At 53.9% G+C, this 21,183-nt stretch carries 15 protein-coding genes; 8 read left to right on the top strand and 7 right to left on the bottom strand.

The features are described from left to right. Positions 1-84: 84 nt before the first annotated feature. The 3 genes from TREBR_RS03005 to TREBR_RS02995 form a co-directional block, all read right to left on the bottom strand. Positions 85-1,968 (bottom strand): tRNA uridine-5-carboxymethylaminomethyl modification enzyme MnmG/GidA, encoded by a 1,884-nt coding sequence (locus TREBR_RS03005; RefSeq protein WP_013757750.1) that lies wholly within the window; start codon positions 1,966-1,968, stop codon positions 85-87. 108 nt (positions 1,969-2,076) lie between these two features. Next, the gene (locus tag TREBR_RS03000; RefSeq protein ID WP_156786591.1) at positions 2,077-2,973 is read right to left on the bottom strand and encodes an aldose 1-epimerase family protein; all 897 of its coding nucleotides are present in this window, start codon (positions 2,971-2,973) and stop codon (positions 2,077-2,079) included. A gap of 51 nt (positions 2,974-3,024) precedes the next feature. Then, on the bottom strand, positions 3,025-4,113 hold the full coding sequence (locus tag TREBR_RS02995; RefSeq protein ID WP_013757748.1) for a lipoprotein TP_1001-related protein: 1,089 nt from the start codon (positions 4,111-4,113) through the stop codon (positions 3,025-3,027). Between the two features lie 100 nt (positions 4,114-4,213). Here TREBR_RS02995 and TREBR_RS02990 point away from each other — a divergent pair, with 100 nt between their 5' ends. Then, entirely contained in the window at positions 4,214-4,651 is a 438-nt protein-coding gene (locus tag TREBR_RS02990) for a hypothetical protein (protein WP_013757747.1), read from the top strand. An 8-nt stretch (positions 4,652-4,659) separates the two neighbouring features. Here the strand turns inward: TREBR_RS02990 and TREBR_RS02985 are convergent, their stop codons facing one another. Further along, entirely contained in the window at positions 4,660-5,352 is a 693-nt protein-coding gene (locus TREBR_RS02985; protein ID WP_013757746.1) for a DUF2259 domain-containing protein, read from the bottom strand. 137 nt (positions 5,353-5,489) lie between these two features. Here TREBR_RS02985 and TREBR_RS02980 point away from each other — a divergent pair, with 137 nt between their 5' ends. Next, complete coding sequence (locus TREBR_RS02980; RefSeq protein WP_013757745.1) at positions 5,490-6,320, top strand: hypothetical protein; 831 nt, start codon at positions 5,490-5,492, stop codon at positions 6,318-6,320. On the opposite strand, the gene TREBR_RS02975 is transcribed toward TREBR_RS02980, so the two are convergent. Together TREBR_RS02975 and flcA are read right to left on the bottom strand one after the other, a co-directional pair. Continuing rightward, complete coding sequence (locus TREBR_RS02975; protein ID WP_245523732.1) at positions 6,305-6,946, bottom strand: diacylglycerol/polyprenol kinase family protein; 642 nt, start codon at positions 6,944-6,946, stop codon at positions 6,305-6,307. The genes TREBR_RS02980 and TREBR_RS02975 overlap by 16 nt on opposite strands. Positions 6,947-6,995: 49 nt before the next feature. Then, a complete protein-coding gene (gene flcA / locus TREBR_RS13470) occupies positions 6,996-10,295 on the bottom strand; it encodes a periplasmic flagellar collar protein FlcA (protein WP_052296139.1) in 3,300 nt (1,099 codons plus the stop codon). 114 nt (positions 10,296-10,409) lie between these two features. Here flcA and TREBR_RS02965 point away from each other — a divergent pair, with 114 nt between their 5' ends. The 3 genes from TREBR_RS02965 to TREBR_RS02950 all read left to right on the top strand — a co-directional run bounded on the left by TREBR_RS02965 (position 10,410) and on the right by TREBR_RS02950 (position 13,822). Beyond that, positions 10,410-11,111, top strand: a complete 702-nt coding sequence (locus TREBR_RS02965; RefSeq protein ID WP_041610313.1) for a glycogen-binding domain-containing protein — start codon at positions 10,410-10,412, stop codon at positions 11,109-11,111. 237 nt (positions 11,112-11,348) lie between these two features. Further along, complete coding sequence (locus TREBR_RS02955) at positions 11,349-12,863, top strand: NFACT RNA binding domain-containing protein (RefSeq protein WP_013757741.1); 1,515 nt, start codon at positions 11,349-11,351, stop codon at positions 12,861-12,863. Positions 12,864-12,910: 47 nt separating this feature from the next. Next, positions 12,911-13,822: a hypothetical protein gene (locus tag TREBR_RS02950; protein ID WP_013757740.1), complete on the top strand. Its 912-nt coding sequence runs from the start codon at positions 12,911-12,913 to the stop codon at positions 13,820-13,822. Here the strand turns inward: TREBR_RS02950 and TREBR_RS02945 are convergent, their stop codons facing one another. Continuing rightward, a complete protein-coding gene (locus TREBR_RS02945) occupies positions 13,823-15,721 on the bottom strand; it encodes a DEAD/DEAH box helicase (RefSeq protein WP_013757739.1) in 1,899 nt (632 codons plus the stop codon). A gap of 360 nt (positions 15,722-16,081) precedes the next feature. Between TREBR_RS02945 and lysS the strand changes: the two genes are divergently transcribed. From lysS to TREBR_RS02925, 3 genes are all read left to right on the top strand, one after another. After that, positions 16,082-17,686 (top strand): lysine--tRNA ligase, encoded by a 1,605-nt coding sequence (gene lysS / locus TREBR_RS02940; RefSeq protein WP_013757738.1) that lies wholly within the window; start codon positions 16,082-16,084, stop codon positions 17,684-17,686. A 520-nt stretch (positions 17,687-18,206) separates the two neighbouring features. After that, positions 18,207-20,237: a methyl-accepting chemotaxis protein gene (locus TREBR_RS02930; RefSeq protein ID WP_013757737.1), complete on the top strand. Its 2,031-nt coding sequence runs from the start codon at positions 18,207-18,209 to the stop codon at positions 20,235-20,237. An 84-nt stretch (positions 20,238-20,321) separates the two neighbouring features. Next, entirely contained in the window at positions 20,322-21,182 is an 861-nt protein-coding gene (locus tag TREBR_RS02925; protein ID WP_013757736.1) for a Nif3-like dinuclear metal center hexameric protein, read from the top strand. Position 21,183: the final 1 nt, after the last annotated feature.

Raw genomic sequence — 21,183 nt, 5'->3', positions numbered from 1 at the left:
CTGCACGTAGATTTACGGCGCATACAGACCTACGGCCGCGTGCGAACCTACTCACGCACGCAAAACCGAATCATACCTGAGCAATTATTTTAAATACACCATAAGCAGCATAATATCGGAATTGCGTATACCGGAAATACGGCTCGCCTGGCCGAGCGTAAGCGGCCGAATTTTTTCCAATTTTTGCCGCGATTCGGCAGAAAGGGACGGAATGGCGGCGTAATCGAAATTATCCGGAATACGCGCCGTATCCATGCGTTTAAGCTTTTCAACCCGTTTATCCTGTTTTTCGATATAATGTTTATATTTAAAATCGACCTGCGCTTCTTCCCACAAAGCGGCGGGATATCCCGGATTATCCGCGGCGGGATTCCGCGCGAGCAGCGCGAGAATCTCGTCTTCCATACGGATTTTTTCAAGAACCGCCTCGTAGCGGCTTTGCGAATTGAGTCCAGCCGCGAAACCTTTTCCGCACAAACGGCGATCGGCGGTATCGTGGCGAAGTTTGAGCCGATATTCGGCCCGCGCGGTAAACATCCGGTACGGTTCCTTCGTTCCGAGCGTAACCAAATCGTCGATAAGCACGCCAATATACGCTTCGCTCCGAGACAGGACGAGCGGCTCATAGGACGGAATATCGGCACGGCGGTCGGGATGACACGGGAACGGACCGCAAAGCAAAGCGTGAGCCTTTGCGTATAAAGCCGCGTTGATACCCGCAACGAGCCCCTGCCCCGCCGCTTCTTCATATCCGGAAGTTCCGTTAATTTGTCCGGCAGTAAACAATCCCGCGACGGGTTTCGTCTCCAGCGACGGAAAAAGCTGCGTCGGATCGATAAAATCATATTCGACCGCATATCCCGGCCGCGACACAACCGCGTCTGCAAAACCGGGCAGCGTGCGCAGAAACGAGTCCTGCACGTCTTCCGGCAGAGACGATGAAAAACCGTTTATATACATTTCATCCGTCGTAAGCCCTTCCGGTTCTACAAAAAGCTGATGGCGTTCGCGCTCGGCAAACCGCATCACTTTATCTTCAATCGAGGGGCAGTAACGGGGACCGATACCGCTTATTTTTCCACTGTACAACGGCGATTTTGAAATATTTTCCCGGATGATCCGATGCGTTTCCGTATTCGTGTACACTAAATGACACGGCACCATCGGCCGGTCGATCTGTTTCGTATCGAACGAAAACGGAATGACGTCGAGGTCTCCTTGCTGCAGTTCCAGTACCGAAAAATCGATGGAAGATTTCAGCACCCGCGGCGGCGTTCCGGTTTTTAACCGGCCGGTCGTAAATCCGAGTTTATTCAACGCCTGCGTTAAACCGAACGCGCCCTGCTCCCCCAAACGGCCGCACGGCGCGTCGTATGCACCGATAAAAATCCTGCCGCCGAGAAACGTTCCGGTCGTAAGCACCGCGGCGCGGACGGGAATCCTGCGGCCGCGTTCCGTTACGAGCGCCGAGATTTTTTGCCGCATCGACGCACCGCCGCCGCGCGTTTCACCCGGCAGAGACCCCGGTTCCGAAATCCCCGAACTGTCGGGCGGCAGCGACGCGACGCTTTCCGCCGCTTCGATATCGACGACCGTATCCTGCAGCACGGATAAATTCGGCGCGGATTCAAGCGTGTGCCGCGCGAGCTGCGCGTACAACAGTTTATCCGCCTGTGCGCGCGGCGCCTGGACGGCGGGACCGCGGCTTCGGTTAAGCAACCGGAATTGGATCATCGATTTATCGATCAAACGCCCCATTTCGCCGCCGAGCGCGTCTATTTCACGGACGATATTTCCTTTCGCTATTCCGCCGATCGACGGATTGCAGGACATTCTTCCGATAGAATCTATCGTCTGCGTAACGAGAAGCGTTTTAAGTCCCATTCGGGACGCTGCCAGCGCAGCTTCTATCCCACCGTGTCCGCCCCCGACTACGGCGACGTCAAATGCATCGTAAAATCCAGCCATACGTTTCCGTAGTATACCGCTTTTCCGATTCAGTGGGAAGTACGGCCGATTTTACAGCCGGACTTCACGCGGATAAATCAGATAACCGATTTTACGACGGAAGTTGTTTTACTCGATACTGATAGACTGATCGGCACGAAACGATTCACCCGGTGCGAGCGAAATCAAAGCGGGTTTATGCTCCCACCGATGATCGGTATTATCCGGATCGGGCGTTCCGTACCACGGTTCGATGCACACGAACCGCGGCTCTCCCGCATTCTGCCAAATCATTACGTACGGATACCCGGCCGTATTGACTTTAACGAGAGAACCCGTTTTACGGTTCCTCACACCGATCCAATCGGACGTAAAGGCCGTAAAAAAATGCCCGGTACCGAATCCTTTTTCCGTAAGCGGAATCACGCCGCGTTCGGTTTCACCGTACGGCCGTGTACACGGGCACGTACCGTCCGCATCCGGTTCCAAGTAACCGTTTTCGGTCAGGCAGACGGCCGTAAGCGGTTCGCGCTTTTCAAATTCAATACGATAATCGCCGAAAGATTCCTTTTCCGTACCGCGCGGACAGCAAAAAGCCGTATGACTTCCCAAACTGAAACTCATTTCTTCGGAATCGGTGTTCGTAACTTCGGTGCGGAAAGAAATTCCGGCGCCGTTCAGTTCGTAATACGTTTTGAGTGAAAATTTCCACGGAAATTTGCCGACCGTTTCCGCCGATTCGGTCAATTCCCACACGGCCGACGTATCGGAACGTTCAAGCAGCGTATGCTCCATATCGCGTGAAAAACCGTTTACGGCAAGCGCGTACGTTTTGCCGCCGCTCGTCATATACTGATCTTTGATCCGTCCGACATGCGGAAAGAGCACCGGCGCGTGAAACTTCCATACCGAAGGATCGCCGTTCCAAATATATTCGGTTCCGTCGGCAATACTGCGGAGAGAATGCAACTCGGCTCCGTGACTGTCAATAACCGCTTCATAACGGTCGTTTTTAAGTGTAACCATAATGAACGCATTATACACCTGAACGGAATAAATCACAACGGAAACCGCCTGCTACTTGGAATACTCTTTTTCCGAATTCGGCATACCGGGAGTCGCACCGCCGGTCGCCGTTACGATCCAGCTCGTTTTATCTGACGGCGGAAATCCGGTTCCGCTTTCAGCGGCGGCGTCAAGAACGGCGACATTCCGTCTGGACAAAGTGCGCGTCGCCGTAACGCCGTCGGAACAGAAGCTTTCCGAAAAATCATCTCCTCCGGCGGGCCAGACTCCCGCATCGGCCGCTTCCTGTGCGGCGGCGCGCAGCGCGTCCGTTTTCCACGCAGTCTTGGAAGATTCGGAATACGGCAGCGCGTCCAGCAGTTTGCCGCCGGCCCGGTCCCGAAGCAGAACGACGTCCGACTTGCCGATTCGGGCGACGGAATCCCGTATCCAAAAATCACGGGAATCGCCGCACGATTCTTTTGAAGCGGAAGCATTCAAGTCGGCGCCCGTTTCGTCAACGCAAGCCTCCGCATCGTCCGCACTCAGACGGTAATGCAGCGTAACGTATTCTCCGGCAGCGACATCCGCCGCAGGAAACTCATAGGCACCGTATTTATCGTCGTTCGCACTGTAAACCGTTACGCCCGCGAGATTTCCCGGCGACAAAACGTACAATTCTATGAATTCACTTTTACCGCTTGAATACTCGCTCCGTATTTCGCTCAGCACGAGCGCCGGAACGCGGCCGTTGTAGCCACTGAACGGAATCGTAAACAGCAGCGAATTGCCTTTTTTATCCGCGGCAGTCCCGGTCAGAACGTATTGCACCCCCACGGCGGGAGCGGCGTCCAGCGTGATCACGGGCTCCGCCGACAGCGCCGCGGCTTCCGTACCGCTGCCGGCGGCGGTTCCGGTACAAAACAGGACCCCGTCAGCGTATACGTTCGCTGCGGATACGCCGACATCCTCCGAAAACGACAGCCGGAGCTGCGTTTCATTCAGTTGAGACACCGCGATCAGTTCAGGCGCGATCATGTCGCCCTCCACCTGCTGTACGCTGTCTTCGGTAATCCGACACGAAACGCCGGACAAGGCGAGTCCCAGCAGCACGCACGGACATACGGCGGCAGCGACGCGCGACAAAAATTGTATTCTCATACGACCTCCTGCCCTATATATGGCACAATCCCGTGTATTTTTGACGTTTCGGCTGAACGAATCTGTATTTTTTTCCTTTTTTCCGCTATAGTACGAACGTATGACATATCGAGTAAAAAAACTGCAATTATTTCAGGATTTGACTTTTTCGGCGGCGTCGGAAAATGAGGACGAAACGCTGACCCGCTACACGGCGGGAGTCGGCGTGAAAGACATGGATCCGCGTTTGCAGGATTACCTGACCGAACCGGTGTTCTGCGGCGGAGCGGTGCCGCCGAAAGAAAACGACGCGCTGCTTTCAGACAAGAGCGGCGCTTCGGATTCGGCGGAAACCGTACGGCTGCCGGCCGGAACGTACGCGTTCATTCAGGGCGTGTACGAAAACGAAACGGCGCTGTTCAAAGCGGCCGAAACGCTGTGGCTCGAATGCATATGGCAGGAATTTCGGATTCAGGATTCAACGGTATATATGAGAAAGCTGAAAGAAAACGATGTCGTGATCTTTCAGCTTTTCAGACGGATCGGAGAATCGGCGTAACGGGAAAATCAAAAAACGGCGGTTTCCACCATGTATCTGATCGACACGCCCGAAGCGTCGCCGAGCGTTTTTTCTACGACGAACACCAGACCTTTGCCGTCGGGTGCGGTAAATATGGCGTTAACCGCGTATCCGGTGACTCCCGCACGTTTTATGTCGGGATTTCCCACGACTTTCCGTTCAACCAGCGTGCCGTCGGCGTGCTTTTTTTCGGCAACAATATAAAACGAAGACTTCAGACCGGAGCCTTTTCCTTCATATAAAGGCACCAGCCGAACGTGGAAATAAAGCGCCTTTTCTCCGGTTTGGCCGAAATCTTTGAAAACGATTTCATCGGTGGCCCGTTTTGATTCGTCGTCACGAATATAGAGCATGGAATCGGGCGATACGGGAACCGGCGCGTATTTTTTCAGAAACGGTGCCTGTTTTTTCAGCAGATCGGCGTATACGTCGGAACCGCTTTTTCCCGTCGTATCGGATATTTTAAACACTCCGTTCGGAACGAAATCGTTTTTTGCAATGTCAACGGTATATATTTCTGCGTACGCCGTATACGTCTTGTCGGTCATGCCGTACTGACCGAATACGTACGTTCCGCTGTCTTTTGAAAAACCTATATCGGCAAACGCGGCGGCATCACCGGCGAACGCACAGAGAGCGCACCACAGGATTGCGCATACGGCCGTAATTTGTTTTTGCATAGTTCCTCACTCTAAAACGGTTATTCTGCACACGAAAACGGAATTCAACTCCGCAGGAATTAAAACCCGTCATATTAAATGTCGGTTTTCGGAACGGCAGTCTTTACATAAATTTCAGTTCGCAGTATCTTAAAAACATGACACTCATTATCCGGAACAGGCTTTTATTTACTTTCTCCATAATTTCAGTAATCTTCATTACGGCAGTGACCGGCTGCTCGATCGTTTCCATCGTAAACGGAACGGCGGCGATTCCCGAACAGGTTGAACGGCGGTTCGTTTTACCGGAAACGGTGCCGCTGCTCTCCTACAATTTTTTTGCGTCCGTAAGCGCGATCGTTCTGCTGACACTGTACGCCTGCGGCGTAACGTTCATACTGTACGTCAATTTTGAAAAAACACAGTCGCCCGAAATCATTTATTTTACCGGATTTCTATGCGGCTGCCTGCTTGAAGGCGTCAGACTGTGTCTGCCGATTTTCAATCTTTGGCAGTATTACGTCAACGTCTATATTTTTATCGGCCGCGTTCTTTTCTTCGGTAAAATGCTCGCCGTGCTGAGCTTCGTATTTCTCGTTCTGCTTTCAATAAAGCAGAACGCACAACAGGACGCGGATAAAAACATTCTCGTCATTCTTGCCGCGGCGGGCGGTTTTTCGATTATCATTCCGATCGACACGCTGCAAATGCTCTCCAATTGTTCGGTCAAGTTCGGATACGGCAACCTGTTCACGACGCTCACCGTCATCTGCATCATCGTTGCGTTTACCGCCATGCGGCTGTACGGCAGCAGCATCGGAAGCGCCGAATACCGGAAAGCGTCCGTCGGATACGCCGCGCTCATTACCGGATACGCCGTGCTGACGATTGCGGACGCGTTTCTGATCGTCATAGCGGGCGCCGTTTTGCTTTTTGCGGGAACCGCGTATTTTCTGAAAAAACTGCACAATTATTATATGTGGAAGTAAAACTGAGCCAGCGCGCCGAGCAGGACAGGAATCAGCACGTTGTCAAAATCCTTGAGCGGAAGCACTTCTATGAGCATACCGGCGAGTGCGACGCCGAGCGCAGCGTCTGCCCGGCGGGTAACCGCAAACGTCGAGCAGAATATCGCCGTAAAACACGTCAAACTGCCGGCTACCGTTTTGCCTGCGGAACCGGGAATTTTAATCCGGCCGCAGAATTTTCCCACTAAACTGGCTAGCCCGTCTCCGAACGCCAGCGCAAAGATGCCGACGGCCGCCGGAGCGGGTTCAAACAGCAGCGCCGCGCACAATACGCCGAACGCAAGCGTCGCGGGTCCCAGCACGAATCGGTTTTCGTCACGTTTACGCGCGGCGGCGGCGGTGATCGCGGATACGAGCGGAACGGTAATACCCCTGCAGCGCAGCGCCTCGGCAATGCAATACCCGATCAGCGCGCAGCCGAGCAGAACCATTACCGGCAGATACGCTGCGTGAAGCAGAAGCGGTACGAACGCAGTGCAGATGTGAATCGACTTGCGGAACACTTCTTTCAGCAATTCGTTCATATGCTTCTGCCATTCTACGCCTTCTTTATAACAAAACCATTGCTCCATGTAACGCTTCTCCATAGACTATCCGGCAGACGGCTGCGCGCGGCGGCCGCTGACCGGATAAAACTCATTCCGGAAACGCTTCCCCGGTCAGCACGCGGGGAAGTTCGGTATAAATAGACGGTTCGTAATCGGGAACCGGATGGCTCATATACGCTACGTTCCGTTCGGCAAGATTCGTTCCGCCGAGCCGGATCATCGTTTCCTGATTGCGCGTCAGCGCGTCCCAGGCGCGCAGCGAAGTCGTCAGATTTACCATAGCCTGAGCGTTCAGCGCGCTGTCACCGGTCTGCTGCGCCAGCCGGTATTGCGTTACGCCCAGATTGTTTGAAGCTTTCAGATACAAGTCGACGATGTCCGCATGTTCCGTATTGACCTGCGGAAACATGATGCCGTAACGGCTGCGTTCCGCATCCAGCAGCTGCAATAATTTTTCATAATACCCCTGCGCCGCAAAATTGTTTCCGCGCAGCGACAGCACGTTGCCGAGCGCAATCAGTACGTGCGGATCGGAGGAATTCTGCTCCGAAGCTTTAATAAACGAGCCGAGCGCTTCCGCGTAATTTTTCTTTGAATACTGGATATACCCTATTTTGTACCGTACCGACGGCGTGTCGTACTGCGTCTGCACGGCGGAAAGATAGTTTTTGAGCGCTTCGTCAAAATCGCCGGAAACGAAATAATCCAGATCGGCCGTATCCGCATACAGCATACCGGTGTTCGCGTCTCCGGTAAGCCCGGCGGCGTGTTCTTTTTCATACAGTCGGATGCCCGATCTGAACAGATCCTCCGCCGTAAGGTATTCCTTGTCTTCCGCGTACAGTTCGCCGAGCAGACGGTATGCGTTAACGTGGCGGTTCAGCCGCTTGCGGGGACGGGCGGAAGCCGCGTCGAACGCGTCGAGCGCCTCCTGCATCCAAAGTTTCGCTGCGGAACGATTGCCGGTTTTAATGAAATACCGGGCAAGATTGTATTTGCTTTCGGGAATATCGGAACCGGCGGCAACGGCCCGTTCCAAAAGATCACGCACGTCTTCGATAGACGAACGCAGGTATTCGTCGCTTGCGGGCAGTTCGCCGTATAATTTATCGAGCAGATAACCGCTCAATTCCGTCAAATCCCGCGCGCCGAGCGATTTTTTCTTGGGATAAAAATGGTTTTTCAGCTGAAGCACGTTGCGCAGATCGTCGACACGGATAAAATACCGCAGCAGCCGCGACAAATATACGTCCTTCTGCCCGTACAGCTGCGCCAAATCCGTATAAATCTCAAACGCTTCGTCGTACTTTGCCGGATCCCGTTCGTCGCCCCATTCGAGAAAAATATCGCCGAGCAGCAGCAGCCCGTCCTTATCGTTGATATGATAATCGAGCACTTCGCGCCGGACGATCGTTTCGGCGTTTTCAAAATTGCGCAGATCGTCCAGTTCCATCTGCGCGTATTCCAAACCGGCCTGCTTGTCCTGCTTGAACCGCATCAGAACGGCTTTATACAAGGAGCGGGCGCGCTCGTACTGACGGTGCGTCCGGTAGCCCCGTGCGTACGTGAAAAACCATTTTTTCTTGGGCTGATATGAAACCGCTTCGTTGAATTTCAGCTCGGACTGCGGATATTCGTTGCTTTCAAGCAGCGCGTACCCCTGCCGATACAGGCTTTCCGCCTTGAGCGGATTATATACGGCGAATTTACCGAACAGGAAAAGCAGGAACACGACGACGCCGGCCAGCACGCACAGCAGAATACCGGGAATAATGCGGTTTTTGAGCTGATATTCCACCGATTTTTTGTATTCTTCGTACTGCTCGAAGGTACGCCGCTCAAAATCGCGCGGAACCGAAAGACTGATATCCATCAGTTTTTCCAAATGGGAAGCAATCTGCCGGGCGGACGCCTTTTTCAGTACCTTTTCAACGACTTCAAAAACGGCGGCGTCGGTAAATTCATTGTTTACGATAAATTCTTCAAGCGCGATTCTGATATTGAGCGGATACGAAGACAGATTCTGCAGAAAGGTTTTGTATTCGGTATCCGTCAGCGTGTTTTTTTCCCTGCGGGATTCGGCGCCCGGCAGCTTCGGCGCGGCTTTTAGCGGAGCGGTGCCGGCCGTGCGATCGGAAAAGCCCGGAATATCAAAATCGCCGAACGAATCGTCGTCGGAGTCAGCGGAAAAACCGTCGTCGCCGGAATTCTCCGCAACCGGGGCGCTGCCGTCGAACGGATCGTCGGGAATATCGAACACTTCGGGAGTCGCGAACGGGTCGGGAACGGAATCGGCGGCGATATCGAACTGCGAGGAACCGGCCGGATCGCCGGGCTCGGCGCCGTCGAGTAAATCGCCGGATACGTCGTCGCCGGCACCCGAATCGGCGGCGCTGTCCAAAGCGTCTCCGGCAAAAGCAGCGTCTCCGGCAAATGCGGAGGCCTCGTCGGCGGCTCCGTCGAAAGACGCAAGATCGAAATCGGGGATTTCCGGCATGGAAAAATCGGACGGACCGCCGTCCGATTCAGCGGAGAAACCGCCGCCGAACGCAGCATCGCCGCCGTCAGCAGAAGTGCCGCCGGCCGAAACATCGGGGCCGCCGGCAGAAGTGCCGGCCGCTAAAAAACCGTCGTTCGCTGCAGAACCGCCGGCAGCACCGTCAAAGACGTCCGGCTCGGGAAAATCTTCCGAAAGTGAAATCTCCGGACCCGATTCCGCAAAATCATCAAAATCGGAATCCGCAACGGAAAAACCAGCCGGTGCACTGTCGCCCGGAGCGGCGTCCGCCGAAAAGTCGCCGGCTGCCGAAAAGTCGCCGGCGGCCGGTGAATTATCGGACGGCGTATCAAAAAGGCCATCCATCGGGATGTCGGGAAAAGAAAAATCGGGAGCGGCGGCTTCACTTTCCGCCCGGAACGGTTCGTCCGAACCGGAAATATCGGCGTCGGAAAGTTCCTGCAATTCTTCAACATCATCAGGCGGAAGCTCCGCACCGGGAACCGAATCGAAACCGGCCGCCGCATCGGTGAATTCCGACAAATCGGGCTCTTCCGGCACCGGATTCAGAATACTGTCGAGTTCGGGAAAGGCGGACATGTCGACGGCGCCGCCGGCCGGTATGGAGGGAATTTCCGAATCGAGCGGATCCGGCAGCTCAGCGTCCGCCGGTTCTGCGGCACCGGAAGCTTCGTCCGAATCGGAACCGCCGCCCTCCGCGTCGTTCTCCGGCAATCCCAGCACGAAATCTTCAGAATCGTCGTCCTCTGGAATATCGGACGGCAGCGGTACGGTTACCGGAGGTTCGCCGCGCTCGCTGCGTACGGAGAGTTCGTTTCCTAAATTTAATACGTCTTCGCTGAACTTTTTCAGCTGGTTTAATCCGGGCATTCTAGTAATTGTACTCCACAATAGAGGAAAATAACAAGTATTCTTTCCATATTCATCGGTTTTTTTTCCGCCCCCTTTAGTTTTCCGCATCCGCATCCGATAAGATAGTAACTTATGAAGAATATTATCATATCAGCCTGTTTACTCGGTATGTTTTTGGTGCCGCTGGCTGCGCAGGACACGTACGATATCGATATACTCATTTCCGGCATAGACAAAGTCGGTGCGCCCCGCATAAGCGGAGATTACGTCATTTTTACTGCGGAAAATTCCGCCCGGCACGTCGGGATTGCGTTCGATTTTGAAAAGTTCAGAACCATTCATTCGTTCCAGCGCCTGAATACGAAGGACGTCGACGACAAGGTCATCAGTTCGCTGTATTTTTATATTCTTGAAGTTCCGCCGCAGCTTAAAAGCGTTTCGTACCGGCTCGTTGTAGACGGACTGTGGACGACGGATCCGGGAAATCCGCAGAAAGTGTTCAATCAGGACGCGGGAATCACGCTCTCGAAAGTCGATATTCCGCGCGAACAGCTTCCCGCAACGGAGGTACCGCTCAAAGGAACGGTAAAATTCGTCTATCAAGGCGAAAGCGGCAAGCGGATACGGGTGGGCGGTTCGTTCACCAATTGGGATTCCTACATTTACGAATTAACCGAGACGGCTCCCGGCTTGTACGAACTTGAACTGCCGCTGCCGCGCGGAACGTATTATTACGCGTACTACGAAGGTATTAGTTCGTTCGTCGATCTGTCGAATCCGGAACGCGCCTACACGGCCGACGGCAGGACGGCTTCCGTTATTACGGTACGCTGAACGGGAACCGGGCGTTCCGGGAAAGCCGAAGCGCGGGCCAAAACCGAAGCGCGGATAAAATCCGCGGCACGACACGGGCTAAAACCGAGGCGCGGATAAAATCCGCGGCACGACGCGGGCCAAAACCGAGGCGCGGATAAAATCCGCGGCACGGCACGGGCCAAAACCGAAGCGCGGATAAAATCCGCGGCGCCGCCGAAAAAAAACTTGCGCCGGCGCCCGTTTACAGGAGATTTTATGTCCCTCAATTGGAAAGAAATAGACGCCGTACTTGCCGAACTTGATCTTACCGGTTCCTTTATACAGCAAATCGTACAGCCCGGATTCGACAGCATCGCGCTTTACACGTACAAAGCCGGAACGCCGAAAACGGTGCTCGTCTGCCTGGCCGGCGGCGCGTGCCGCATCCACGAAACGAAACGTTCCGTACCCAAAAACGACAAACCGCTGCGTTTTATGGAATTCCTGAAATCACGGGTAAAAGGCGCGCGCATAGCGTCGATCGGGCAGCTCGGCTCGGAACGGATCATAAAAGCCGTTTTAACTCACGCCGAACAGACGTTTTTCCTGTACATCCGCTTGTGGAGCGGCGCGGCGAACATCGTGCTTACCGACGAGTACGACGTCGTCCTCGATTCGTTTTACCGCCGCCCCGCGCGCGGAGAAGTTACCGGCGGAACGTTCTCTCCGCCGGCAGCGGCTGTTCCAGCGGACGCAGCGGCTGTTCCAGCGGATACGGCAGATACGGCGGATGCGGCGAGCAAGCCGCCGCGCACCGCCGCCCGCGATGACCGTGCCGGCCGCACGGTCCGTGAAACACGCGAAATCAGAACGTTCGCGGAACTCGAAAACGCGGACGGTCTTTCCCTGAATGAAAAAATCGACCGCTGGTACGGCGAACATTCGGAAAGTCTTTCCCGCAGTGCGCTGCTGGAACAGGCCGCGAAATTCTACCGCGCCAAACGCAGCCGCATGGAAAACGCGCTGCATCGGCTTGAAAAAAAACGGGAAGAATTCCTGCACGCGGAAAAATGGAAACATTACGGAGACGTGATACTCGCGTACGGACATTTGATAGACGGAACGTCCGATTATCTTGAATGCGAAGATTACGAAAACGGCGGTACGCTCCGCATCAAAATAAACGCCGCCAAACGGGCGCAGGAAAACGCCGCCGATTATTACGCCATGTATAAAAAATCGGTGTCGGGACTTGAAGATCTCGAATACGATATACAAAAAGCAAAACGGGAACTGCTTGATTTGGACGCGGCCTACGAAACGGTCTGCAGGGAAGCGAATCCGATCAAAATGCAGCAGCTGCTGAGAAAACAAACCAAACCGAAACAGCAGATCGAAAAAAAACGTCCCGGAATCACGTACGAATTGGACGGCTGGACGATATTCGCGGGCCGCACCGCCGCGGAAAACGACGAACTGCTGCGCCGCCACGTAAAGGGACAGGATATGTGGCTGCACGCGCGCGATTACGCGGGCGGCTACGTATTCGTCAAAAACAGGCCTGGAAAATCGGTGCCGCTTGAAGTGCTGCTGTGTGCGGCGAACGTCGCCGTATACCATTCAAAGGCACGCAAAGCGGGAAAAGCCGATTTATATTACACGCAGGTAAAATATCTGCGCCGTGCGAAAAACGCACCGAAAGGCACGGTTCTGCCCGCTCAGGAAAAAAATCTGTTCGTTGAACTCGACAAAGAACGCCTGAAAAGAATGGAAGAAAGCATCGTCCGGTAAGCTTCCGCTTCTTGCGCGCCGAACGGCATTTGAGTTATACTGAAAAAATGACAGACGAGCATCGAAAGCAGAAATTGAACGGCAAACAGATTCGGGATCTCGGCGTCGCGTGGCCGTACTTGGTAATTCCGACCCACCTGACGACGCTGAAACCTTTGTGCAGATATTTACACACCGTCATTCACGATTTTTTTCTGCTGCAGTTCAACGTCAAATTCGGATTTAAGAAAATCGAAGTCATACCGGTCGACCATCCGCTCGACGACGAAATACCGTTCGATCCCGAAAAATCCGACACGTATCTCGATTTCATTCATTTTTGGATACGTCCGCTTACCCTGATCATCAAGCGATTCGGCGTAAAACGGGCGCTGCCGCACTGCGCGCGGTTCATGCAGGCGCTGTATCAGGCGTATCGCGAAGCCGCGCGCATGTATAAATTCCGCATGTCCACGACGGCGCGGCCGCCGGCGGGCGATAATAAAAACCTCAAAACGATACACCTGCTCGATCCGCATTTTCTGTGCGTACCGAGTCTGCATATCTCGGTCGTCATTCTGACATTTTCTTTTTTTGCCGACGTGTTCAATCGAGAACGCCTGCCGGAAGACGAAGCGCGGCGCTATAACGAAGAATTATACCGAGGCGCCGTTGAAATTGCCGAAACGGTGCTGTATTTGAAACAGCACAGCGTCAACTGCATTCCCGCCGCCGTTTACATGATGATACATCTGCAGCCCGCCCTTTTTTCCATAGAGCAGGCGACGGCGTTCATCGACACGCTTTTTAACGGCGCGGACGACGTAAGCGCCGCGGCAAAAAAACGAATTACCGAACACATCCATTACATGCTCGACCGCCTGATTCTGGAAGGCTGCGCCGAAGACGACTGGCTCGTTCCCGTCCAGCGCTGGATTCTGCAGTATCAGAAGCAGACCGCCGCCGGACGGAGCGAATAACTAGTAGCGGTCGGACTGCGGCGTCTTGCGTTTATACAAGCCGGCCGAACCCTGCCGAGCGTGCGGCGGTCTGGAACGGCCGCCGCCGGAACGTTCGGAATCGCGTCCGAAGCCGCGGCCGCCGTCGTGCCGGAATTCCCTGCCTTCGCGGCGGAACCCGCCGGAACGGGACTCGGCGTTTCCGAAGCCGCGCCGTCCGGGGCGATTGGCAAAGCCGGATTCCCCGTTTTGCGCGTCTTTTGAATCGATATGCATGTGCGGCAACGAGTGATCGCGTTTTGACCGTTCAAGCGCGTCCATACCGGCCTGCATCGGCAGACTGACCAGCGAAAAGTTTTCGGCAACGTCGATGCGGTCTACCAGGCGCGGCTGGATATTGAGCAGTTTGCTGAAATATTCGGCTATTTCGCGCGGATAAAAACCGTCGCGGCGGCCGAGCTGCACGAACAGCCGGATCTGCTTACCGGGATTGAACGCTTTCAGCGTCGAAATATCGCCGTAACGCGACGGGTCGAGCTGTTTGCCGTACGACAGTTTCAGTACGGAAGCGAGCACGTCCTGCGGATCTTTGCCGCTGCACAGTTCTTCCGCCATGCGCGCAAAAACGGAATCTTCACCGGCACTCCGAGGCGGCGCGAAGCCGTCCGCAGATTCGCCGCCGTCGGCGTTCCCGGCAGCATCGTCCGACGACTGCCCGCCGTTCGCCAAAGAAAGTTTCATTGCGTCGAACAGCCGCGCGCGTTTTGCGGCGAGCACATCCGAGACCGGCGGCACCGGCGCTTCGGTCATGGTGCCTTTCGCCGATTTCCGGACGGCCGCTTTCAAATATTCGAGTTTGCGCCGCTCTTCGGGACGCACGAGCGTGAACGCCAAACCTTTGGCGCCCGCGCGGCCGGTACGGCCGATGCGGTGTACGTAGGTGGGACCGTCGAACGGAAGCGCGTAGTTCACGACGTGCGTCAATCCTTCGATATCGATACCGCGCGCGGCGACGTCGGTGGCGACGAGGATACGCGTTTTCTTATTGCGGAAACGGTACAGGATCTTTTCACGCTGCGCCTGCGGAATATCGCCGTGCAGGGCGGCCGCTTCGTAGCCGCGCTCGTCGAGCTGCCGGGTGATCATGTCCGCGTCGGCTTTGGTCTGCGTGAATACGAGCCCGTAAAAATCGGGTGAAATGTCGATAAGGCGCACGAGCGCTTCTATTTTGTCGCTTTCGCGCACGATCCAGTATTTCTGCTCGGTAAGCACCGGTTCTTCGGGACTGGTTTCTTCTTCGACGATTTCGTAATCGCCCATAAACCGGGACGCAATTTTCAGAATAGGCTGCGGCATGGTTGCCGAAAACAGCAGAATGCGGCTTTCGGGATTCGCCTTGGCAAATATCGCTTCAATGTCGTCGATAAAGCCCATGTCGAGCATTTCGTCGGCTTCGTCGAGAATGAAATAGTCGATCTGCGACAGATCGAGCGATTTGCGTTCGATATGATCCTGTACGCGCCCGGGCGTACCGACGACGATTTCAACGCCGCGTTTGAGCGCGCGAAGCTGTTCGCCCATGGATTGTCCGCCGTATACGGCGGCGAGCCGCGGATACGTTCCGGTGGTAAGCGAGTCGATTTCCTTGCAGACTTGCAACGCCAGTTCGCGCGTCGGCGCCAAAATGAGCGCCCGGACGTGGCCTTTGTCCTCACGGATAGTCTGCACGAGCGGCAGGCCGAACGCGGCGGTTTTACCGGTTCCGGTGCGCGCTTTTGCGATGACGTTGGCTTCTCCGCCGAGCAGGCGGGGTATCGCCAAAACCTGAATCGGAGACGGTACTTCAAATCCTTTGAGCGCGATGGCGTTCAGAGTGATTTCATCGAGTCCCAGATCCTCGAACGAGATGTTTTCTTCCATATACAACAATTCCTTTGCGTACGATAAAGCCGTCTCCGCAAAAAAATCATGTGTAGAAATCTGTCCGGAATGTTTTATAAACGACTATGACGCACGCACTTTTTCTTTTCACTGCAAGCGCAGTGCCTAAAACAGTAAGCGATTCACGCTGTTGCGATATAATACAGTATTTTCAAAAACATATCAAGCCGTTGCCGGCAATCAAATGCACCGGCCGCATTGAGCTATCTTGCGCAGGCCGCTAGCCCGGATTGAAGCCGGAATCGGCGGAAAGCCGGTGAGCGGACGACGTGCGCTCCGAATAAAACGGTCGCATAGGCTTATTGCTCTACCGCACCGTTTTATGTATAATTATGCATTATGAACAATCAAAACGAAACGGCGAAGCTGACCCACTGGGCGGATCAGACGGCCGAAAAAATCATCCGCGAACGCGGAGACCTTGACGTTTACACTTGTGCCTCGGGAATCACTCCGTCGGGCACCGTACATATCGGTAATTTCCGCGAAATCATTTCCGTAGATTTGGTCGTACGCGCGCTGCGGGACCGCGGCAAGAACGTCCGGTTCATTTATTCGTGGGACGATTACGACGTGTTCCGCAAAGTGCCGATGAACATGCCCAAATCGGACGAATTGGCGAAATATCTGCGTTTTCCGATCACGATGGTACCCGATCCGTTCGAGCGCGATTCCTCTTACGCGCGGCATCACGAAACCGACGTGGAATCGGCGCTGCCGGTCGTAGGCATTCATCCGGAATTCCTGTATCAGGCCGAACGGTACCGCGCCCATACGTACGACGAAGGCATGAAAACGGCGCTGCAGAACCGCAGCCGTATTAAAGACTGTCTGAACCGCTACCGCGACGACGAGCATAAAATTCCCGCCGAAGAAGAATATTGGCCGATTTCCGTTTTCTGTGAAAACTGCAATCGGGACACGACGGTTATCGACGGATACGACGGCGAGTACGGCGTTACGTATCACTGTACCGAATGCGGTCATGCGGAAACGGCCGATCTGCGCACGGCGTCCGGTATGAAATTGGGCTGGCGAGTGGACTGGCCGATGCGGTGGCGGCACGAGCACACGGTGTTCGAGCCGGCGGGCAAAGACCATCACAGTCAGGGCGGTTCGTTCGATACGGCGCGGCTCGTTGCCGACGAGATTTACGGGTGGCCGGCGCCGGTAACGTTCCGGTACGATTTTATCGGCATCAAAGGTACGCCCGGCAAAATGTCGTCTTCAAAGGGAAAAGTCATCGCGCTGCCGGACGTACTGCGCGTGTATCCGCCGGAAATCGTACGGTACATGTTTGCCGGAACGCGCCCGAACACGGAATTTTCGATAAGTTTCGACCTCGACGTACTCAAAACGTACGAAGATTACGATAAAACCGAGCGCATCGCCTGGGGTGCCGAAAAGGCCAAGAACGACGACGTGTACGCCAAGGAACGCCGCATTTACGAACTGTCGCAGGTGGACGGTATGCCGCAGGTGATGCCGTACCAGATGCCGCTGCGGCATTTGTGCAACTTGCTGCAAACGAATTCGGGCGACATTGAGGCGGTTATAGCCTCTCTCGGCGACGTGCGGCCCGAACAGGCTGAAAAACTGCGCGTGCGGTGCAAGTGCGCGTGGTATTGGATTACCGAATGTGCGCCGGACGATTTCAGGTTTGCGCTGCGCACCGACGGTTCAAAAGCGGAGCTCGGCAACGCCGAACTTGCGGCGATCCGCAAAATCTACACCGACGTGCTGCCGATAATGGACACGCTCGATGAAAAACCGCTTTCCGAGGCCGTGTACGCGGTTGCCGGGGAATGCGGGCTTGAGCCGAAAGCGCTGTTTACCGCCGTCTATCAGGCGCTCATCGGCAAAAACGCCGGGCCGCGCCTTGCAAGTTTTATGAAAATTATCGGCAAAGACCGTTTGCAGGCGATTCTCGCGGCGTACCGGTAACGGGTTCCCGCGGCGATCAGACGAAACGGCCCGAAAGCGGAATGCGTTCGGGTCGTTTTTTTGCGTTTGCCGGGACGCTTACAAAGGTCGCACATGCGGCGCACGCAAGCGTTTCAGGTACGTTCTCAAGCGGCAACCGCACGTGAAACGGCTGCCGGGACGCTTACAAAGGTCGCACATGCGGCGCACGCAAGCGTTTCAGGTACGTTCTCAAGCGGCAACCGCGCGTGAAGCGGCTGCCGGGGATCGGACGGCGGAAATCGCCGCGGAAAATCGGCGGAGCACCGAACGCTGCGGACGGCACGCGCGTAAGCAAACGTCCGGAAAATCGGCGGAGCACCGAACGCTGCGGACGGCACGCGCGTAAGCAAACGTCCGGAAAATCGGCAAACGTCCGAAAAATCGGCAAACGGGGCGGCTGTTCGTACACTGACCGTTCAGACAAAACCGACTCGATTTAAATTTTACAATTTTTTCCTAATATGATATACTAGTTTCGCGTGACAAGGAGCTGTTCCAGATGAAACTTAACGCAAAATTTTCTTTCACCGTCTCTGCGCTTGCGCTGGTAAGCATCGGAATCATGATATTCATGCTCACCGGCGTATCGTCGCTCATGAAAATCAAGGATTTTGAACTGGATCTCATGCGCATCCAGAATACGTTTCAGCAAACCATGGGATATTCCGATAAAACGACTTCCAGAGGGGTGAACATAGACACCATATACTCGGAATGGGAAAAATTGACGGGCGAAGTCGCGGTATCCATACAGGGGATTCTGGAAAGCAGCACGCGCAAGGCGCTGCCCGCCGTAACGAATAAAAAAATAGACTCACTGAACGAATTGTGGAAAATGGTCGATGCGCCGTTCAAGGATGTCGGTCTTTTATACAAAGAGTTGAGCGAAATGCCGCTGCAGCCGTCGTTCAAACTTTCAATATCGTCGACCGGATTTTCAACCGCACTCTCAACGAACAGTACCGGAGAATCTTCGTTTCAAATCGAATTCACACTGCACCAGCTGCGGCAAAAGACACAGAGCATACAGACTATCTGCGATACGTTCAGTTCACTCGTCGAAACGATTCGCACTGAAATTACCGCGGACATTAACCGGCAATATCTGCTGTTTTACCGCACGGTTATACTCGTAACCGTTCTGGCGTCGGTTACCGCGCTCTTTTTTGCCACGCGGATCACGAGACGGATTACGAAACGTATCCGCCGCATTCAGGATATGACGGGCAAACTTTCACTGAAAGATTTTTCAGTCCGAATGGAAGCGTCGGGCAACGATGAAATCTGTAATTTAACCGGCGATTTGAACAACACGGTCAGCATTCTGAACGATTTTCTGATCACGGTCAAGAAAACCGCGGCGGACGCAGACGCAGCCGGCCGTTCGATAAACAATTCCGCGGCGAGTACGGCGGCGGCGACGCATCAGATCGACTCGAACATCGAATCGCTGAACGTGCAGGTCGAAAAACTTTCCGCAGCCGTCACCCGTTCCATCAAATCGCTCAATCAGATGATCGAAATTTCGGCGATGCTGCTCTCCGACAACAACCGCCAGACGACGGCGATCAACGCGAGCCAACAGGCGGTCGGTACGATGGCCGAACACCTCGACACGATCGCGCAGATGGCGGAAGACAAAACGCAGAGCGCGCACGAAATCCAGCGGTACGTTCTCGACGGAGACGAAAAAATATCTTCGACGCACACGCTCCTGCAGGAAATCAACGGACAGCTCGACGAAATTGCCGAAATCGTTACCATTATTAACGACATCGCCGAACAGACGAACATTCTTTCCATGAACGCGGCGATCGAAAGCGCGCACGCCGGCGAAAGCGGCAAAGGCTTCGGCGTCGTTGCCGAAGAAATCCGCGTGCTCGCCGAATCTACGGGCGACAACGCCACGCGCATCAGTTCGTCCCTCTACGCGATAATCTCGAAAGTAAAAGACGCGAACGACACCAGTAAATCCGCGGCGGACGCGTTTGCAAAGGTAAGCGAAAGTACGCACGATATGGTCGTATCTTTGACCGAAATTACCGACGGTATCAAAAACATCGACGGCAACATGCATCAGGTTACCGGAAAAAACACCGAATTGTCGAACGCGTCGCAGCAAATCAATAAATCGTGCGACAATCTGTCGGCACAGCAGAACGTCGTTTCCAACGAAATGGCGGCGATGAGCACGGTGTTCAAACAGGTGGAAGCGGGTATTCACGAAATCAAAATCGGCACCGCGGATATCGTAAAAAAAATGCTCGACATAAACGCGATGAGTTCCGACAGCTGCACCCGAATGGAAAAACTGGACAACATCCTGTCCGAATTCACTACGGTCGATTATTCGGTACATATCGATAAAGAAGCGCTGCGTAAAGCGTCCGAAGAAATACCGGAAAAAGAAGCCGAACCGGAACTGCTTGAGGAAATACCGGAAGAAGCTCCGGAACCGGAGACGCCGGCAGCCGACGAAACAGAAAACGGCCAATTTGAAACCGTTTCCGCGTCGGAATTCGGTTTGTAGCGCTGAGCTTTCGCCGTCATCCGGCACGGCGGCGTACGGCAGTGCGAGCGCAACTCATACGGAAAAAGAAGGACTGTTGTACATATGAAATTAATTGAATTGCAAACCATATTGGATCGTGAATTCAAAATTGACCGAACTGACGAAAACCTTATCGATTTTGCAGTAACGGATGAAAATAAATCATTTATCAATCCTGACTTTCTTTCAAAGAAAACCGCTTTAATGACCGATAATTCGGAAAACGTAGATATCGTGTTGACTTCCGTTTTCATTACGAAAGAAATCGTCAAAAAAGCATTGCAATACCGAAACGTGCTTATCTTGACACATCACCAATTCGACTATTTTGAAGATGAACGGGGTTTGCAGCCGATTAAACCGGAATATTTTGAGCAACTGAAAAAATGCGGGATTTCGATATACGCAGCACACGCACCGCTGGATACCCATTCGATTTACGGAACATCTAAAAGTTTAGCCGAATTATGCGGAATACAGGCTGAAAAATATTTCTACGACTATTTCGGTGAACCCACCGCGCTGATAGGAATCATACCGGAAAGATCTTTTGACGAATACGCTGAATATGTCAGGAACAAATTGGAACGTCCGATCATAACAACTGAAAAACATACGGAATCCGTACGAAAAATTGGAGTTGTTGCCGGCGGAGGAGATTTGCCGGATATTTTGCAGCAAGTTTACGATTATGGCTGTGATACGCTGCTTACGGGTACCATAGAACATCGATGGAACGTTCCGTTCATACAGGAAGGAAACAAACAATTTCATGAATTGAATCATAAACTCAAGCTGAATCTGATAGGCGGAACTCACTTCGGAACGGAACGGCCGGCAATGATAAAACTGGCCGCATATTTTGACAGACTGAAAATTCCCTGCAAATATATTGAAGACACCGTATTGCTTGATGCCGTATGAT

This window comes from Treponema brennaborense DSM 12168, from assembly GCF_000212415.1.
Lineage (GTDB): Bacteria > Spirochaetota > Spirochaetia > Treponematales > Treponemataceae > Treponema_F > Treponema_F brennaborense.
This window is presented reverse-complemented; position numbering and strand designations above follow the sequence as displayed.

Excerpts from the sequence above, each read along its gene's own strand:
- TREBR_RS02965 (WP_041610313.1), top strand. The coding sequence starts at position 10,410 with ATGAAGAATATTATCATATCAGCCTGTTTACTCGGTATGTTTTTGGTG.
- TREBR_RS02955 (WP_013757741.1), top strand. The coding sequence starts at position 11,349 with ATGTCCCTCAATTGGAAAGAAATAGACGCCGTACTTGCCGAACTTGAT.
- flcA (WP_052296139.1), bottom strand. The coding sequence starts at position 10,295 with ATGCCCGGATTAAACCAGCTGAAAAAGTTCAGCGAAGACGTATTAAAT.
- TREBR_RS02995 (WP_013757748.1), bottom strand. The coding sequence starts at position 4,113 with ATGAGAATACAATTTTTGTCGCGCGTCGCTGCCGCCGTATGTCCGTGC.
- TREBR_RS02930 (WP_013757737.1), top strand. The coding sequence starts at position 18,207 with ATGAAACTTAACGCAAAATTTTCTTTCACCGTCTCTGCGCTTGCGCTG.
- TREBR_RS02950 (WP_013757740.1), top strand. The coding sequence starts at position 12,911 with ATGACAGACGAGCATCGAAAGCAGAAATTGAACGGCAAACAGATTCGG.
- TREBR_RS02985 (WP_013757746.1), bottom strand. The coding sequence starts at position 5,352 with ATGCAAAAACAAATTACGGCCGTATGCGCAATCCTGTGGTGCGCTCTC.
- lysS (WP_013757738.1), top strand. The coding sequence starts at position 16,082 with ATGAACAATCAAAACGAAACGGCGAAGCTGACCCACTGGGCGGATCAG.
- TREBR_RS02945 (WP_013757739.1), bottom strand. The coding sequence starts at position 15,721 with ATGGAAGAAAACATCTCGTTCGAGGATCTGGGACTCGATGAAATCACT.
- TREBR_RS03005 (WP_013757750.1), bottom strand. The coding sequence starts at position 1,968 with ATGGCTGGATTTTACGATGCATTTGACGTCGCCGTAGTCGGGGGCGGA.
- TREBR_RS02975 (WP_245523732.1), bottom strand. The coding sequence starts at position 6,946 with ATGGAGAAGCGTTACATGGAGCAATGGTTTTGTTATAAAGAAGGCGTA.
- TREBR_RS02925 (WP_013757736.1), top strand. The coding sequence starts at position 20,322 with ATGAAATTAATTGAATTGCAAACCATATTGGATCGTGAATTCAAAATT.
- TREBR_RS03000 (WP_156786591.1), bottom strand. The coding sequence starts at position 2,973 with ATGGTTACACTTAAAAACGACCGTTATGAAGCGGTTATTGACAGTCAC.
- TREBR_RS02980 (WP_013757745.1), top strand. The coding sequence starts at position 5,490 with ATGACACTCATTATCCGGAACAGGCTTTTATTTACTTTCTCCATAATT.
- TREBR_RS02990 (WP_013757747.1), top strand. The coding sequence starts at position 4,214 with ATGACATATCGAGTAAAAAAACTGCAATTATTTCAGGATTTGACTTTT.